A 17272-nucleotide genomic window follows, 5' to 3' on the forward strand; every position below is an offset into this window, starting at 1 on the left:
ATTAAATAGTGTGGATGGTACCTAGTTGCTGCTAGCTTTTGTATGCCCCTGTTTATCAATTCGGATTGTTTTCCCATTTTCTATCACTTCGGCGGTGCCATCGGCCTGAAAAGGTTTAGCCTGTTCGTAGCGTAGATTAATGGATAACTGCCCTTGAGTATTTAGATATCCCCAACGGTCGCCTTTTCGAACAGGCATCTTGCCGTTTTGAGATTCTCCGATTTCATCGAACCACCTACCATCCCGACTGAGAAAACCACTTTTCCCGTCGAGGTTTACCGATGCAACGCCGTTTTCGAAGGGGCCAATCGAACTATATATAAGTTCACCAACTAGCTTACCGTTTTGCTTTTGCAAACCCATTTGCTTCGTTTTCGTATCACGGACAACCGATAGCTGGTCATCGACTCGCTTTACTACTTCAACTTTAACCGTTGTTCGATCTGATTCCTTTTTAGAATCCTTTTCTTTCGGGCTAGATTCTTCGGATGAGGTTGGCTGATCCCTTTTTTTTGATTCACTGGCCGGAACCGTTAAATCTGTCAATTCATTATCATCTGGGATGTCGGTGGGAGTACTCGTTGAGGCAGAAGCTGGGCGTGAGATTGGTAAACTTTGGGTAATCATTTTAGCCGGTTCGTCAACCTTATTTGTGCCGTATTGCTGCCAGGCCCAGTAACCGCCAGCACCAACTAACGTACCAATCACTGCCAACAATGGTACTAGCAGGTTATTCTTCCTGCGAGGGGCAGGCTGATGGCTGTTTTCTTGCCGTAAACCCTGCTGCTGACGCAGGCTTCTTGGTACGTCTGCTGTTTCAACCGGACGGGGCGCAGGGTCTTGCGGGATAGGAACATTAATCAACGTAACACTTTGATCGGCATCGCTCTCCGGTTCGTGTTGTTCATAGACGGGCGGAGAAACTTGATAAGCCGGATCGATTGATCCTGAAGTATGCTCAATCTGAAGCAGATACGCAGTGAAATTGTCGCGCGTATTACCCAGGCTATACTGACGAAGGGTGTTTAATTTATGTTCGTTCGACTGATCGCGTGGGTAGAGCGTACCAACCAATAATTCGTCGCTGATACGTTCCAGAATACCATCGGTACACATAAAAAAGTAATCACCCGGACGTAAGTCATTAATGATTTGTACCGAAGCCTCAACGGACCTCTCGCCCCCCTGTAGTGCCCGTGTGATAACGTTACGTTGCGGATGATTCTGCGCTTCTGCAGGCGAAATGACGCCGGCTTTCAGCAATTCATTTACGTAAGAATGATCACTGGTGCGCCAGATAACCTGACCATCCCGAATGTGGTATACCCGGCTATCACCAATGTGCGCCACAGTGGCACCCGCTTCGTGAAAATAGACCAAGGTCAACGTAGTAGCCATTCCGGCTGCTTCTTCGTGATCGCTCAGATACTGGTTGAACTGGGTTTCAGCATACCCGACTACCTGTTGAATGAATTCGTCGGTAGCGACGGCAACAGGATGATGTCGCAGGTAGGCATCCACGGAGGTAACGGCTAGCAGACTGGCTACTTCGCCACGTTCCATTCCGCCTACACCATCGCACACGATAAACCATTTCTGGTCTTTCGATACGTTAGTTGGGTGCGGAAACAGGTTGTCTTCGTTATTACTTCGACTGCCGAGTTCAGAATAGCCGAGTGGCTGAGCAATACGAACGTCCATACAGTTGGATCAAGAGTCTTAGGTTGTGGAATTTTTGGGCTTGAAACTGACCACGGTACGTTCGTAGTCCATGGCATCTACTTCCTTTTCGGCCTGCTTTTCGGATTTAACGGATGCCCCCGTTTTCAGCACCAACTTGGTTTCGCCAATCTGGATAGTATCGCCATCTTCTAGGTAAATCCGATCGTACTCACTTAAGCCAGGCTCTTTTCCATTCAGATAGGTTCCGTTCGTGCTTTTTTGCCAGACTCCGTTTTTTAGTCCTCCATCACGAAGAAGGTATTCTGGCATGCCGGTACGTCCCATCTTGATGTCGATAGTGCAATGTGGCCGACTCATGTATTCGTCCCGCGTCTCTACCATATGAACCGATGGGTATTTGGCCGATGTGCGTCCGACTGTATTTACGCCCAGTTGAAGCGTAAAAGTCTGTGTATCGGTTAATTCGTCCTTAACGATAAGCCAGCCGATCGTGGCAGGCGGTGATACGGTTGTTGTCCGTCGTTGTCCGTTATAAATCGTCTCGTCTCCTGAGCTGAACGGCTGAGGTGAAGTAGGGATTGGGTTTTCTTTAGGCCGGGGAATCGGATTAATATACCCACAACGCGGACATTTGGCATCTTTTAATTTGTCAGCGTTTTTGATTAGCAATCCTGCCCGGCAGTTCGGATTACCACAAACGATTTTTATTGGCTCAACAGACATGAGGAAGGAATTTGAAAATGAGGGAGGTGTTTATCCAGCCCCCCTTATTTTCAGGCTGTGTAATCGAAGTCGGAGATGTCGGCGTTATTGTCGTAATCGGAGCCGAAATCTGAATTATCAGCTAAATGCGTGTCATTAAAACCAGCCGTATGCGTTGAGTCCTCTTCCCCATGTAGCGATTCCATACTAATACTAGCAAGCTCTTCCTGCAGAGGTTCGGAATGAGTGACATGGTAGTCCTGATCATATACTACCCGCGTATCCAGTCGGTTATCATGATCGGTATCTACGAGGGCATCGTGCGTATCAGGGCGCATGATTATGTCTGCATTGTCGTCGTGGTCGAAATCCATAACATAGATATCGCCTTCATCGCCAGCAATTTGAACTGCGTCGACGTCATTGCTCGATGCGTCAGACACATGTACTTCGTGTGTATCATCCTGAGCAACAACTACGTCGTCATTATGGGCAACAACGTGGTCATCGTCCTGACCTACCACCTCTATGTTCTCTACCGGTGGGGGGACATTCTGGTTGTGTGCGATTCCCGTATCATGGTGTAGTTCGCTACCTCCCCCACCTATTCCGCCCCCGCCAGTAGGTGCATGATAGTCAGGAACAGTCGCAAAAAATTCCTGCCGTTCGTGGTGACTCAAATGGTCCCACTCCGAATCGAGATACGTACTGTAATACTCTTTTTTACCATCTCCATCCCGATCAAATTCGAAGTAGCCACCACCACCGCCATGGGCTTCACGAGCCTCGGCAAAGGCTTCGGCAAACGTCAGCTCGTGTGGAGGGACAGGTGGGACAGGTGGAGTGGGATCAGGGTTTGGGTTAGGGTCAGGATTTGGGTTCGGATCAGGATTTGGGTTTGGATCTGGGTTCGGATTTGGATCAGGTTCTGGTTTAGGATCAGGATTTGGGTCTGGATCAATTTCACTTACTGTTCCATCATCTAGGAAATGGGACATCGCGTACGCGGCTCCCCCAAGAGCTGCTGTACCAACAACAGCGGCTGTAATTGCTGATTTTTGATCTGGATTGGCCGATTGACCGGAAGAAGGAGGTGGTGTCCCCTGAACGTTAGTTGGGGCGTCGTCATCGTAAGGATTCATAAAAATGCGGATTCGTTAAGGTGAAAATCAATCGGACCATTTAGCTTTACAGCTGGGGCACTGTTTACGCGTCTTTAAATCAATATAAGGTGTGTTGCCCAAGGGTCGTTTACAATCCGGATTAGGGCATACATACGAGCGCTTGTATTCTTTTTCGAGCGCAATCATTTTCTGGCTGGGATTCAGAAATTCAGCTGCTAAAACCTGACTGACGCAGCCAACTACCGCCCCCACAATCATTCCGGCCGGGCCGAAGGCCAAACCTGCTAAGGGAGCCAGTGCCAAACCGGCCCGGAGCCGGCCCTGTTGTTTAGGGTTATTTATCTGAATTGCCTCACGAGCCTCCTGGTAAATCTGCTGTACTTTCTCTAATGCTTTGAACTCTTCCCGAAAATCAAGCGGATCGCGTTTGGGAGGAGCAGGAGATGGGGGAGGAGGGGGAGTTAAATTTGACAGCCTCAGAGACAGAATTTGTCGATAATCTAATTCTTCCACTAGCCCCAGTAATACCCGGCTGTCAGGACCGATAATAGTTTGTTGAATTCGACGACCATCCACACTTGTACCAAAGGTGGAATCGGTGTCTTCAAGTAAAACGACGTGATCGGTGATGAACGTTATTTTCGCGTGGTGCTTGCTAACGCTGGGTTGATTGACAACGAGCGTATTATTAATAGCCCGCCCGATGGTGATTACCTGGGGAGATGTCATACTTATTGATGGTGTGCATGGACTAAAAAAAAGGACTTTTACTCCGCAAAATCGCTTACTATGGTTAGATTAGCAAGCAACTCAACAAGTATTTTTCGATGAGTTTATTAAGCGTAGTAGTAAGTATTAATTTACCCTAATCAGTAGTAATAATATGAAAGTTAATAAATTATAACCTTCTGGAAATACTGGTTATTGGGTATTTATCCAAATAAACAATAGTTAAGCGAATCTCCTAAAAAAATATTGTATTCCGAAAATTATTTCTTTGTTTAGCAATTCAGTTTATATCCATATCCATACCATCATGCAGTCCCCCCGCCGTTTGCTTAACTATTCGTTGCTACGCGAAATTGGTCGTGGGGGTATGGCTACTGTCTGGTACGCCGAAAATTCTGTTGGACGCAAATTCGCCGTCAAAATTCTCAAGCCCGAACTAGTTGCTGAAGAGTTGTCAGTTGCTGAACGTTTTCGCAACGAAGCCCAGATTATGGTTCGGCTGGAGCACCCGGCTATTTTACGGGTCGAAGATTTCTACGAGGAAGGTACTACGTTAGCCATTATAATGGAGTATTTGGCTGGACACGATTTGAACCAGCATATCCGGTTGCATGGCCAGTTACCCGAAGCCAAAGTAGTTGCCTGGTTTACCCGAATACTCGATGCCTTCGCGTATGTTCATCAGAAAGGGTATTTCCACCGCGACGTAAAGCCTTCGAACCTGTTTCTGACCGATTCGGGTCTTATCAAAGTCATGGATTTTGGCATTGCTAAGATTGTAGGAGCCGATTTGAGTCTAACGCAAACCGATATGCTCATGGGTTCACCACTTTACATGAGCCCCGAACAAATCACCTCCCCTAAATCTGTTGACTTTCGCACGGATATTTATTCACTTGGTGTGACACTTCATGCGCTCCTGGCGGGTAAGAAGCCTTATGATGATGTCGAAACCTCAATGTTTCATATCCAGACGGCTATCGTCCATGAACCACTTCCGCGACTGGCTCATGTTTCTGATACGTTAAACGACGTGATTCAACGGGCAACGCAGAAAAAAGCCTCTGACCGCTTTGCTGATTGTGCCGAATTCGCTCAGGCTCTGATCGCCCAAATACCCATAAGCGACGATGCAACTGTTTTGAAGTCTCAGACGCCACGTCGGAACGTAGCAGCGTCAGACGACGCAACGGTGGTACGTTCAAAAGCACCCAAAGTAACGGACGAAATTCTTACTGAAGAAACGGTACTACGTTCCCAGCCGGGTCCACGAGCTAAAACCATTACGAATTCGCCCGCTACGTCTCCCCCAAAGCCATCAATCCCACTGCCTATAACGGCCGAGATCCCGGTAGCAACGCCCGCCAAAAATCGTATGCCTTTGATAGCTGCTAGTATAGTAGGTTTTTTAGTGCTGGGAATTGGTGGTTGGCTTATATGGTCAAAGCAATCCGCGGGTAGTCAGACGCCTGTTACGTTGGTAGTCAATTCTTTGCCCGCTAAGACCGAAGCGACGACTAAATTGTCTCAGACTGGAGACGATCTAAACCGGGCCATTTCATTTTATAATAACGGCCAGTATGATTCAGCTCTCGTTCTTTTCGATCGATATAAAGATAGTGCTACGTTTGCTGAAAACGACGAAGCTATGACCGATCTGGGTATCATTCATTACTTCGGCGATGGCCCAAAGGGTATTCCACAGAATCTGACTTTGGCAAACGAATGGTTGCAAAAAGGTGTCAATAAGCAAAATCCTAAAGCTTATTATTACTTCGGTCTCCTAAAGGATGGAGTTGATTTTTCAAGTCCGGAAAAAGCCAAAGCGCAAGGTCGAAATAGAGACGCTGTTAATTTATATAAACAAGCAGCGGAATTAGGCGAGCCCTACGCTCAGCTTACATTAGGTGAATTGTTCCTGATGGAAAATCAGTACGTTGTTAATATGGACGCCTGCCAGGTGCTAGACTATGTAAAACAGGCAACTGACAAAAAGATTAGTGAGTCTCTCCCAATTTATACTAAGTTGAAAAATTCAGGTAAGTGCACCCGGTAATACTTATAAACCAACATTAAACAATGCTTCCCGAACTTAACCATTATCCGGTAAATTGGGTAGACGGTATGCGAATTGCCCGTCAGCACTTTACTGAATTCGAACACTTTGTGTCCGACCATCTCCGCGACGCTAGTGCTACCGGCCTTAATCGGTATAACTACGGTTTGCTTGCTTCCGACTCTCCCGATTTCAGCATTCAGGTTATTACCGATCCAAATCAAAATCTCCGTATTCAATTAACAAATTGCCGGGCTTTAACAGGAGCGGGATGCCGAGTCGAATTAGTTAACTCTCCTGTTGAGTTATCCACCAGCCTGAATCAAATACTGACGAAATATGGCATTCCAATGGCCGACGAGCTCCATTTTTTGGTAGTGCTGTCGGTCGATTTATTTAATCGTCAGCCAGTCGGTACTCCCTCGGCCACCGAAGGTTTCCCACGGCCTCCGTTCTCGCGGCCAACCTACTCACTGAACGTAATACCGCGCCATCAATATGACGCTCCCGTTGGCCAGCGACCAGCCTACCGCTCTAGGGATTTCGAATCGTTTCATCTGATTGTAGGGCAGTTATCATGTCAGTATGGACAGCTTCGTAACGATGATCAGTACATTCCAGCCTGTTCGTCGATAGAAAGCCATACGCGGCTTCAGGCTTGGGCCGATCAAACGAATCGGTTATTGTCGGAGGCTCAGCGCGATGCATTTGCCATTGTGCGGAAAGTGTGTGAGAAGCGAGGTACAGAAGATGCCCGTAAAGCGGGAGTGCTTGCCGAGTTAATTCGTGACCTGTGCGAACAATTGGCCCTAAGCTTAGACACACCCTTGAATCGGTTTGATTTTACGGCTTACGAGCAACCTCCCATCTATTTGCTGGAAGCGATTACGTTGGCCACACGGCAATTTCGTACATCGCTGATGAACCTTAACAACCCGGCTACGTCTGGGGCCGTTCGTATGGGAGATCAGTTGGTGCTGAAATATTTTCAGGATTGGACCGACATTTCGCCCGAACGTTTGACCAAACAGGGGGTAGAGCGGGTTGTCAATTTCGCCTACGATCACGCTAATATTCAGCCGCACCTGCAAACCGTTACCCAGTGCTGGACCGACATCGCAAAAATCCTGAACGAACTCTCAAAACTCGATTATATTGGTCAGGAACGGCAGGATAAGCGAATTCGCTACGACTCTGTGGTAACCAGTCCCGAAAATTTGCCTAACCGTCCGCCATCGGCAATATTAGACGATACGAACACCGGTACAGTCCGTCGCCGGCTAACAGGAGGACATTAAATTTACCCGAACTATCACATCAAAACCCTAAATCAATCCACTACAAACAATGGAAGCCATCAATCGCGCTGAGCGGAATACGTCTGTCATTAATTTCGTTGCTGTTTACCTGATTATCATTGCCATTCCTGTCTTTATGGCTTTTTTCGCTGGTAACCGTAAAAATGCCGGTGCAATGACGTCCTCGTCAGCAAAGGAATACGAGAAGCTGGAAGCGCAAATGACTCAATTGCAGGCGTATACTGCCCGAATGCGGGAACAGGACGAGAAATTGACCAATATGAGTAACGCTTCACCAGCACAGTGGCAAAGTTGGATGGATCAGGCCAAGCGCGAAAACGAAAATTTTCGAAATGCCATTGAGAAGTTTCGGCAAATGAAATTTAAAGACGCACGCACGAAAATGCAGACCAGCGTATGTACGTATTTAGATGCACTACATACTGAGCGGGCGGTCCATCTGCAATACATGGAGAAGCAGCAGGGTATTAATAATCAGAACCTGACGGTGCAGCAGCTACAAAATGAAAAACAGCAATTACAGGCCCAGAATGCCAGCCTCCAGAATACAATCAATACGCAGAATGCCTTACTTGCCCAAAAACCAGCCGGTGGCGGTGCGGGTGGCGGAGGAGGTGGTGCTCCGGACAATCAAGCCTTGACGGACCTGAAATGGCAGTTGCGGTTTGAGGATGCAGATTGCAAAAAAAGCCAGGCCGATATACTAGCGGCCTATAAGGCTGATGCCAAACGCAAACAACTGTATTCAACGGCTAAAGTGAATTTTCAGCAGATTGCCCAACTGGCGCGGACAAGCTTCACTATTCAGCGGCAGGCAACCGCCAAAGTTCGTGAAATCGACCAGTCACTGAGCCAGTTGTAGAGCTCAGATAAATGAAGCCCAACCTAGTACACTTGTGGGGCTATCAGCATCCTCGGCAAGCTTTAAAAGTTTGTTTTCGTCATCGGGTAGCAGATGCGTAATAATCTCTGTCTCGGCGGGTAAAAAATAACTAATCAATACGTCTAAAACCGCCCGACTGCGGCCTTCCGGCAGGAAATCCGTCAGTTGGGCTTCGTTTAATGGCCCCAGCCGGATTTCTACGGCGGGCATAGTATCCTGATAAATACCTTCAAGCGAAAAGTTTCCCATCTGAATTTGCCCAAGTTCGACTGGGCCAACCCGATCGTCCGGTCCTAAATCAATCGGAATCAGCAGGGGCGGAATGGTGCTCAGTTCTACAGGTACGGCCAGTATTAACTCCAGCACCCGCTCGATCAGGCTCCGATCATTGATTAGCCGGTGGGCCACCGGGAGTAAATGCAAGAGATTATTTAACTGACGAATATCGAATAAGGGCTGTCGGGTTGTTGTCCAGCCGGAGCCGTTTGCGTTAGGTTCGCGCACCAGCCTATCAGCGGGTAACCCCCAAATGTTACGTAGTATGGCCCCCTGTTCGCCACGCTGAAGATTTTCCTCGGTAATGAGATATTTTCGTTCCTCTAGCTCCAGCAGCAATCCCTGTAAGTAAAATTCCTGCTCAATAGGGCGAAAAAAACGCCGGGCCGCCTGTTCGCGCCGGTCCTGCTCATCAATCTCTTTGGCATACTCCCGTTCATCCTCTTCAGTACGCTGGTGAAACAAGCCTTCCGGCAGATAGTCGTATAAACCATCCCGGAATACAGGTATGTTCAGAAAATTCGGATGTTCAGGTAAGTTAAAATTGGGCTGATCATCCTCGAAAACGTGAATTGGCCCTGCCCAGACGCCCGATTTGTCAAAAAGAAATTTAATTCTATGCCATCGTATTGCGTTCTTTTTCCGCTGCGCCTTCGCCTGGCGTAAATAAAACAATACGATACGATACCTTGCATTTGGTAGCTTTTTGTTAGCCCAGAGTGGTCTGGCAGGTTTCGGGATCGCACGAGACAAACCTACATCGGGCCGATAGGATCGGGAAAAGAGTCCCTGAGGATAGATCATAACCTCGCGACGGGGGTCTAAGCCACCTTTCAGCAACTCCGCCAGCAACACCTCGAGCCGAATATCGACGCCAATGTTGTACCCAACGTTATTAATTTCGTTTGCGTAGCCAGTAATTCTTGCTAGTTGAGGCTGTGGTTTCATCGTTTAGCAATCAGACGGACGCGATACGGCAAATTCATAGCTGATTTGGTCTCCAGAACACGGCGACAACGCTCCGCTTCGGCTTCCCATTCACTTGTTTCCATTGTTGGACGACCTACTGGCCAAACTGTTACGTTCAGGCAACGCACGTATCCAGCCCCCTCAATCAGTCCCTCAGCAAAACCTTTCTGCACCTCTACGTCTACCTCACATCCCATTTTAGGGGGGAAATATTCGCGGCATTCTGCTTTGATGTCTTCCGTTGTTACTAAGCGGCTCCGGGTTAGCAGATCGCGACGAAGCTGTCGTTCTTTTTCGGTTGACGTGGGTTTATCACTACCGCCCACTGTGGTGGTGAGCAGGTATAGGTCCTCTTTTTCATCTCGCATAAAGTACCGGCCCCGCCCTTCATACTGCCCCAACCGTGTGCCGGCCGAAATATCATTAGCCAGTTGGCCATTTGTGCTCCAGAATTCAATAAACAGGTTTATGTCTTTTCGGCGAGGTTTGATGAAAATATAAGGAAATCCCACCCGAAAGCCGTCGTCCGGATTTTCGAGAATCCGTTGACTTAACTCCTCTACGTTTTTATCCAAGCTGTCGATGATCTGGGAAAACACGCCCGAACCGAGTGCAGAAAAAGCTTTGCTTTCGTCACGTAGCATCTGCTGAACGTAGTGAATAATCTCGCGGGCGTTACGTCGGTCGAAGCGGCCAACGCCATGCGGGCGCCACATAAACGAATTGTCGGCCAGTTCGTCAGGATTACGTAGCGGAGACTGTTTATAGGGCGTATTTCCCTCAGCATCATACACACGCCGGATAAACAGAAACTCTTCGGCCGAACGTAGCGCATACACATTCAGGTTCTGCTGCAATCGTTGTACCATCTCATTGAGGTGACGATTCATAACCGGAAAACAGTTGAGCCGAATCTCGATGTTTTCGATTGCCGAGGTGGGAATATCGTAACCCAGCCGCAGTTCGAGCCAAAGCAGATTATCTGAGAAGTAGCGTTGACGCTGAGTCTCAGAAAAGGCATACGTATCGGGGTAGGGGCGGAGGTCGTAATTCCAGGTGTCGCGGTCGGGTACGTCGCCGAGCGTTACGAAACAATGATCGTATTCGTACAGGATCGATTGCTCCAGTTGGTGCAAACCGTCCAATTCTCGGGCCAATGGATCATCGGTAGGCCATACCGGGCGAAATCCGGCGTGTGCGGGTAATTCGCGGTTGTCCAGAAACCAGCGCGCGCGGGCTATATCCCCAATTTTACGATAATAAGCCGATTTAGCCCGATCTGGCTCATTTTCCCAGTTAAAATAGATGGGTAGGTAGGCCAGCGATTTCAACCCCGCGTCGGCCTCGATACCTACCCAGATTGATTGATAATCGGTGGGGAACAAAGGCTTCAGGCTCCCTTCGAGCCGAACACGATCACGCCCACGCATGGCAAACAGACCCTGTTCGCTGAGCAGATAGCGTACGTCGGCGTTAACAAGACGTGCCTGAACGACCGGCGAAAAAAATAGGTCCGTGACACGTTCGTCGCCCGCCCTTCCCATGTGCCGGTAGAAAAACTGCGCGGTTTGGGGTAGTTCGAGCAGCGCATCGTCGGAACGGGCGTGGAAGATGGCATGAGCCGGACGCGGCAGATCGATTACATCGGGACAAAGCGTGCTGGCCAATCTATCGAGAATGCGGGTTCGGGTGGCCTCGATAGCACGGGCTGTGTTCTCGAATTCAAAGGCACAGGCATCCATCAGCAGACCCACAATTGGGTCTGCGGCTTCTATATCCCGAACACGCTGTTGCCAGATGGCAGCCGCGTGTTCTTTCATCCGACGGCGAACTTCTTCGCGCGTAAAATCAATGGCGCTTAAATCGTTCATACGAAAACGTTCAGTTATCAGTTACGGGTAGCGTAGGGGGCAATCAGAATGATACGTTGAAACCGAAATATCCGGTGACTTGATTTCTTTATTTCGGCAGTAACGGTGATGACGAGCCGTTTATGTGCATCATTCGATCCGTCGCGGTCGTATTCAGCAACCACCTCGACACGTTCGAGCCGGGGCTCGTAGGTTTTTATGGCACGTAGTACCGATGACTGTATCTGATCGGTCCAGCGCGTATCGTTCGACTCGTTGCCTGATGAAAAGTCGCCTTCCCAGATTTCGCAGCCATATTCCGTATCAAACCGAACTGCCCGGAAAGGCGTCGTCACGATGAGGTAGATGTGCGCGTGTATTGAGTCGTCGAGTGAGCCGTATAGCTCACGCGCATGAACGGGCTGGCGGGCAACAGGCCCCTGAATGAGCAGGTCGCAACGTAGCGGCAGGGCGTAGTATTCTTCAGCCATAAGAGGAGCTTTAATTCAATGATTCCACAATGCTACTACGCTCTATAGATAATTTCCGGATTTCCTATCTCCATAACTTCAGCCATATCCTAGTGTAAGTCAACCCAAATTTCAACAGATTGCATTGCTCTTGATCCATCTGGCTTGCTTTGAGAACTATGGCTAAGATATAGAAACTACTTCTCTTTTCGTAAGGTGTACCCAAGTGGAAATACCCATCGCAACTCTTGTTTATTAGGGCTGACTTTTACACTAACAACCTCTTTTCGCCCATAGCTGGAATGCACAAATTCGGTTTTACTGGTAAAAATGCCAACATGAACGCCGTCGTTACCGACCACTATCACACCTTCGTCAGGCTCAGTTGTTTCTATACCCCAGGTTAAGTAAGCCTTTGCCAGCATTTTCTGGCCGTTAATTATCGCATCTTTGTTCCCATAGAGTACTTCATTCACTACCTGATTGCATTTATACTCGTCGCGGGAAGTGCCTACCAAAAGATTAGCTACGTTAGCTAGAGCGCCCATTCTATTTATTCATTAAAAGGTGGAAAAACTATTTACTTATCGGTTCACTTTTTAACAATTCTTTTCTGGCTCGTTTTAATTGCCCTTCTTCAAGCCAAAATTCTAGACTATAGGCTGGATCTTCGTCTTCCATAAAAAAGGATTGTACTGGACCGAAAAACTCCTGAAGCTGGGACGTATCGCAGGTAGGCAGAAAAACACGAAGCACGCGAGGGTCGTAAAAGCGGAAATAGAGCTCGCGGCCATCTTCAGCTTTTACGAGCAAAAACCTGCGGAAGTGATTATATATTTCTCTGGGATTTGCTTGTGATTTCAGTATAATCCCCCAAGCTTTTCCCCACCCATTGCTAAAATACCAGTTGGCCAAAGCCATTTTCGGATTTATTGTAAAAATATAAGGCGCAAAGATATCTAGAGTTTTTTCACTTTGTCCTTTATATAACGAAGAGTGATTTTCCTCTATTTTTTTAGCTTCTTTAATTGCTTCTCCCATCTTAGCCGCATCGAACAGAAAGTGATCTGTAATTTGGTTCATAAAAGAATTAATTATAGCGATGTTGTTCAGTTAGCAATCGTGAAAACATAAAACTTATTATTTTTAGAAGCAATTAAAAAAAAATAAGCCGGTCCTCGACCATGTTCATTTTCAATATCAATTTCGTAAACTCTCTGATTACTAGGTATGTAGGAAAAACAATTCATATAAGTTGGTGATCCATAGAAGGGATGCTCTAGCTTACTTTCGTATTCGATTATTTCGTTAGTAGGAATTTGAGCTAAATTTTTTCTAATATAATTAGATAGTATAAATTGGTCGATGTCCTTTCTATTAGTTTTTAAATTTATTTTCCCTAAAAAGGAAAATGGGAAAAATAAATGTTCTTTAAGTTTTGTCGGTTGGTGGCGCGCGTTTTGCTTTAGACTTTGAATGAAAATATGAAAATTCTTATCTTGGCTGCTTGAATATAAGATATTAAAGAGCACTATTAAAAAGGTTAATATGTATTTCATGGAGTAACAATAGGTTTGTTAATTTCATAGATCTCATCGCTATTCTCTATTGTATATCCTCTAATGACCTTTCCTTTATCATCCGTTTTTATATTTCCATTCTCATCTTTTAAGGGGCAATAACCTCCATTTGTGTTGTCTTTTCTTTTGAACTTCTTCATTCCACTTACGCTAAAGGATTGATTATTGAAAAGTTTGTATTCTTGTCTTCGCCTTTCGTCTAGATCTGGATGCGATTTGTGAGTCGTATTAACAAAGTCATCTTCCGTAATAAGTTCATTTTTTGCCATTTTTTTTGTAATGGCATCACAGTTGCCATGATTGTATGCTAATGAGACTAGAGCATCAAATTCTTGTTGAGTAACTCTCCTGTTAACACCATTTCTAGCTAACGAGCTTTTTACTCTATTGGAGTATTCACCTTTTGCTTTATCTTCAAAACTATCGACAGCTTCCTCCTCGCTGGTAAATTCAGAATCCTTATTTTTTCCTGTAAACTCACCTATTCCGACAGTCCAATTTCCTTTTCCGCAGCCGCCATCTTGGTATGCTCTTATCTTCCCATCTGGGCATATAAAACCTATTGCTTCATGGCTTTTCAAGAAATTCAAACCGTCTTGACTTGGTACCAAGTCGGCGTTTAGTAGTTTCCTAACATTAATTTCATCCTTTTTAATACAAGGTATACATGGATCCGCTACTTTTTTATTACCAAAAACGTTTTGACGTTCGGTGGGTAGGGTATTATTAATATAATTTCGAGCATCTTTTAATTTCTGTTTATCCTCGGGCAGTAAATCTTTTTCTTTTTTTTTATTGTAAAAAGCAACAACTTTCCGCTGATCTAGCTCTTGTTGAGAAAGAACCCTCTTTTTTTCAATGCCATCTAATAGATTTTGTTTTGCTTGTTTTATGGATATATTCTCATCGGAGATTTTCAATATCTCATTCCTTTCCTTATCTAGCGATTGAATGTCACTTTCCAGCTTTTTAATTCTTGGGGTATTGTAGTTAGTACTCATCTATATTTGGATATATAATTGCTTTAATTTGATCTATTTTATCATCTTCATCCAAACGATAATTATCTAAAATTTCAACTATCCATTTGTACTGTTCATTTTTATGAAAATGTTCTTCAAGCTGAAATGTGAAGTCTGCCATCCATGCTACATTCCTCTCTGTCTGTATTTGGAATGATTTTGAAATTAGAACAACCTGATCAAGTTTATTATTCAGTTCCTCCGGACCCAACCGCCAAACCTTCTCTGGGTAATTTTTTAGTATCCACAATGCTAGACGCTCGCGAAACTCTTTGTAATCAATTTTCGAAAAAATTGCTAACTGAGTTTTTTTGATAAAAAACATACATTTAAAATGATTTGATAAACTTCCCCAACGGATTTGTAATATAATAATTCAGCATTTTTCAACAAATGCTAATCCAGTCGCTGCGCCATTAGCCAAAGCCATGGCCTGCTTCATAATCCGGGCCATCTCTTGCGTCATTCCACTTAGTATCTGTAAAAAGACATTTGGAGGTAATGCTGCGAGCGCACTGATCCCTCCTATACCAAAATCGCCTATTAATACTGTTGGGCACCCCACTGTAATCACTCCCCCATGGGCCGTATTGTCACCCATACGAGCAGCCGGGCGACCTCCAATTAGTACTGTAAAGGAACCCCGTATAATCACATCGGGCGGGCCAACGCACAGGCACATATTGCCAACTGTGGCAGCTGGCATACCGCCAATCAGTACAGTAGGCATTCCGGGCGGTAGCACCGGCCCTCCAACGTGTGGAACCGGTGGCACACCGGGCGTGACCATCGGGCACATGTGCATATCGCCCACGCGGGCAGCGGGTTGTCCCATAGTTTAGTCGTTTGCGGTGCTCCAAAAATCTAATGCCTGCCGAACACGGGCGCACTCATCGCTGTTGATAAATGCATTTCCAGCTCCAACGCCTGCTGCTATACTGCCATATCCAAAGGCCGAAGCCGGATTCGTGTTTGCAAAATACATGATAACACCCCCGGCAACGTATGTTTTCAACGCGCCTTTTGCCATTGATTTTACACAGTTGTTGATGGCTTTTTCGGCGTCTTTCCGGTGTACGCCGTGCTTCTCGATCATACCACTTAATTCGTCGTAATCGCTGTTCATTGGTTCTGGAAGGTTTGGTATTTATTTAACGCTTCTGCTTGATTTACTGAGGGAACCGCCTATTTTTGAGGACGTATCCAAACCTCATTTTTCCACATGGCACTTTTTAACATCAATCCACAATCTGAACTAAATTCGATGGTGAGCAGCTCCGTTAGCCAGGCCCGGAGTAGCCTTACCCGTAACCGCACCATCCGTAATACCATTCTTTATCTGGTTGGCACTGTACTTATTTTTGGCTTGGTTGGATACCTTGGTCATCTAACCGTCAGGAATCTACCCGGCGACACTCCCGGTTTTCATGGCTATCTGATCGTGCTGGCTATTGTACTGTTGCTAGGCGCTCTCAATATCTCAATTATGCGGTCGGCCATGCCCTCAGTTCGTCAAGACAACTATTTGGTCGGGACCCTTATTACCTTACTTATCGGCATTGTTGGAGGCATTGCCATTTTTGTGCTTTCATTCGGACCTAAAGTCTTGGGAATTGCCGACGTACAGGAATTAAAAGCTAACGTCCGCCCGCTCATCACTACAATGCTAATTTTTCCCTTGCCGTTTTTTATCAGTTGGGCACATACCGCATTTGACCGCATTCCGCCAAAAATTTATAAATTCTGGCAATACAATCCGCTGTTACAGATGCCTAACCTGACTGAGGCTGAATTCAAACGTACTACCAATGTCATTTTCGTAGTTGACATTCGGCTCGGAGAAGAAAATATCTATGACATTCGCTCGTTTATTCCCGATAAAATGAATGTGGGCGACGGCTTCCAGTTTTCATTAGATGAGCACAACGAAGACGAACCGCAACGCAAAATAGAAGTCCGCGATCCTAAAAATGCCAACGGAAAGACTAATCTGTACAAATGGCATTTCTATGTGCAAAAACCTTGGTACCGACCTAATATCTATATTGACCCTAGCCGGGATTGTCGCGAGAATTTCCTTCAGAACGGTGACCGCATTACGACCCGACGTATTGGATAAATAATGGAAAAGTGAAAGAGCGAAACGTATTGAAATCGCTCTTTCAATCTTTCGCTCTTTACCGCTTATCGTCCCAGTTATTCTTGTGGGTAGCCCCACTAATGGTGATATCCTCCGCCGACATGGTCAGCGTCAGCGTCATAGCTGGTTTATCGGGTTGCGATGCGTCGGGCGTTTTGTCAAACCGCTCCGAATAGCCAATGCAGCGCGCCCGTTTGAATTCGACTGTTTTAATGACGGCTTCATCAATACCTTGGAATTCAATTTTGCCACTTTGACCATCGTCGAATGAATTGGTCATCCAATCGGCTAAACCTCCATCGCCATCGCTCGATACAATTTCGACGGTAATAATTCCACCCTGTGTGATGGATGAGGGTCTGCCCTTCTGATCGACGGACCGACGGAGTTCGTAAAAACACTTCTGTACTTCGGTGTCGGCCAGGCCTGCCGGACCACTGAGAAAGGCATGAATAGCTGTTGCTGCCAT

At 46.3% G+C, this 17272-nt stretch carries 19 protein-coding genes; 4 read left to right on the plus strand and 15 right to left on the minus strand.

Features of this window, described 5'->3' with window-relative positions; genetic code table 11:
- Positions 1-21: 21 nt before the first annotated feature.
- From ACYVF1_RS23075 to ACYVF1_RS23090, 4 genes are read right to left on the minus strand one after another with little or no spacing between them, the layout of a single operon-like run.
- A complete protein-coding gene (locus ACYVF1_RS23075) occupies positions 22-1701 on the minus strand; it encodes a protein phosphatase 2C domain-containing protein (RefSeq protein WP_461083304.1) in 1680 nt (559 codons plus the stop codon).
- 18 nt (positions 1702-1719) lie between these two features.
- A complete protein-coding gene (locus ACYVF1_RS23080) occupies positions 1720-2406 on the minus strand; it encodes an FHA domain-containing protein (RefSeq protein ID WP_461083306.1) in 687 nt (228 codons plus the stop codon).
- Between the two features lie 50 nt (positions 2407-2456).
- A complete protein-coding gene (locus tag ACYVF1_RS23085; protein ID WP_461083308.1) occupies positions 2457-3527 on the minus strand; it encodes a hypothetical protein in 1071 nt (356 codons plus the stop codon).
- A 27-nt stretch (positions 3528-3554) separates the two neighbouring features.
- Complete coding sequence (locus ACYVF1_RS23090; protein WP_461083309.1) at positions 3555-4238, minus strand: FHA domain-containing protein; 684 nt, start codon at positions 4236-4238, stop codon at positions 3555-3557.
- Between the two features lie 307 nt (positions 4239-4545).
- Here ACYVF1_RS23090 and ACYVF1_RS23095 point away from each other — a divergent pair, with 307 nt between their 5' ends.
- Genes ACYVF1_RS23095 through ACYVF1_RS23105 form a run of 3 tightly spaced genes read left to right on the plus strand, consistent with a single transcriptional unit; the run spans position 4546 to position 8475 of the window.
- Positions 4546-6294: a protein kinase domain-containing protein gene (locus tag ACYVF1_RS23095; protein WP_461083311.1), complete on the plus strand. Its 1749-nt coding sequence runs from the start codon at positions 4546-4548 to the stop codon at positions 6292-6294.
- A 23-nt stretch (positions 6295-6317) separates the two neighbouring features.
- Entirely contained in the window at positions 6318-7592 is a 1275-nt protein-coding gene (locus ACYVF1_RS23100) for a hypothetical protein (RefSeq protein ID WP_461083313.1), read from the plus strand.
- A 49-nt stretch (positions 7593-7641) separates the two neighbouring features.
- Positions 7642-8475 (plus strand): hypothetical protein, encoded by an 834-nt coding sequence (locus tag ACYVF1_RS23105; protein WP_461083315.1) that lies wholly within the window; start codon positions 7642-7644, stop codon positions 8473-8475.
- 3 nt (positions 8476-8478) lie between these two features.
- Here the strand turns inward: ACYVF1_RS23105 and ACYVF1_RS23110 are convergent, their stop codons facing one another.
- The 10 genes from ACYVF1_RS23110 to ACYVF1_RS23155 form a co-directional block, all read right to left on the minus strand.
- A complete protein-coding gene (locus ACYVF1_RS23110) occupies positions 8479-9720 on the minus strand; it encodes a type VI secretion system baseplate subunit TssG (protein WP_461083317.1) in 1242 nt (413 codons plus the stop codon).
- A complete protein-coding gene (locus ACYVF1_RS23115; protein ID WP_461083319.1) occupies positions 9717-11612 on the minus strand; it encodes a type VI secretion system baseplate subunit TssF in 1896 nt (631 codons plus the stop codon). The genes ACYVF1_RS23110 and ACYVF1_RS23115 overlap by 4 nt, the downstream gene beginning before the upstream one ends.
- Before the next feature lie 17 nt (positions 11613-11629).
- Positions 11630-12082 carry a GPW/gp25 family protein gene (locus ACYVF1_RS23120; protein ID WP_461083321.1) on the minus strand — a complete coding sequence of 151 codons (453 nt, stop codon included), beginning with the start codon at positions 12080-12082 and terminating at the stop codon, positions 11630-11632.
- Between the two features lie 176 nt (positions 12083-12258).
- Positions 12259-12609 carry a hypothetical protein gene (locus tag ACYVF1_RS23125; protein WP_461083323.1) on the minus strand — a complete coding sequence of 117 codons (351 nt, stop codon included), beginning with the start codon at positions 12607-12609 and terminating at the stop codon, positions 12259-12261.
- Positions 12610-12637: 28 nt separating this feature from the next.
- Positions 12638-13144, minus strand: a complete 507-nt coding sequence (locus ACYVF1_RS23130; RefSeq protein WP_461083325.1) for a DUF4123 domain-containing protein — start codon at positions 13142-13144, stop codon at positions 12638-12640.
- Positions 13145-13170: 26 nt separating this feature from the next.
- Positions 13171-13620 (minus strand): hypothetical protein, encoded by a 450-nt coding sequence (locus ACYVF1_RS23135; protein WP_461083327.1) that lies wholly within the window; start codon positions 13618-13620, stop codon positions 13171-13173.
- Positions 13617-14642 carry a glycoside hydrolase family protein gene (locus ACYVF1_RS23140; RefSeq protein ID WP_461083329.1) on the minus strand — a complete coding sequence of 342 codons (1026 nt, stop codon included), beginning with the start codon at positions 14640-14642 and terminating at the stop codon, positions 13617-13619. Before ACYVF1_RS23140 ends, ACYVF1_RS23135 begins: the two co-directional genes overlap by 4 nt.
- Positions 14632-14988 (minus strand): hypothetical protein, encoded by a 357-nt coding sequence (locus ACYVF1_RS23145; RefSeq protein ID WP_461083331.1) that lies wholly within the window; start codon positions 14986-14988, stop codon positions 14632-14634. Before ACYVF1_RS23145 ends, ACYVF1_RS23140 begins: the two co-directional genes overlap by 11 nt.
- Positions 14989-15039: 51 nt before the next feature.
- Positions 15040-15498, minus strand: coding sequence for a PAAR domain-containing protein (locus ACYVF1_RS23150; protein WP_461083333.1), 459 nt, complete (start codon positions 15496-15498; stop codon positions 15040-15042).
- A 3-nt stretch (positions 15499-15501) separates the two neighbouring features.
- Positions 15502-15789 (minus strand): hypothetical protein, encoded by a 288-nt coding sequence (locus ACYVF1_RS23155; protein WP_461083335.1) that lies wholly within the window; start codon positions 15787-15789, stop codon positions 15502-15504.
- Positions 15790-15885: 96 nt separating this feature from the next.
- Between ACYVF1_RS23155 and ACYVF1_RS23160 the strand changes: the two genes are divergently transcribed.
- On the plus strand, positions 15886-16782 hold the full coding sequence (locus ACYVF1_RS23160) for a TssN family type VI secretion system protein (protein WP_461083337.1): 897 nt from the start codon (positions 15886-15888) through the stop codon (positions 16780-16782).
- Between the two features lie 58 nt (positions 16783-16840).
- Here ACYVF1_RS23160 and tssD read toward each other — a convergent pair whose 3' ends face one another.
- Complete coding sequence (gene tssD / locus ACYVF1_RS23165) at positions 16841-17272, minus strand: type VI secretion system tube protein TssD (protein ID WP_461083339.1); 432 nt, start codon at positions 17270-17272, stop codon at positions 16841-16843.

The organism is Spirosoma flavus, from assembly GCF_054778555.1.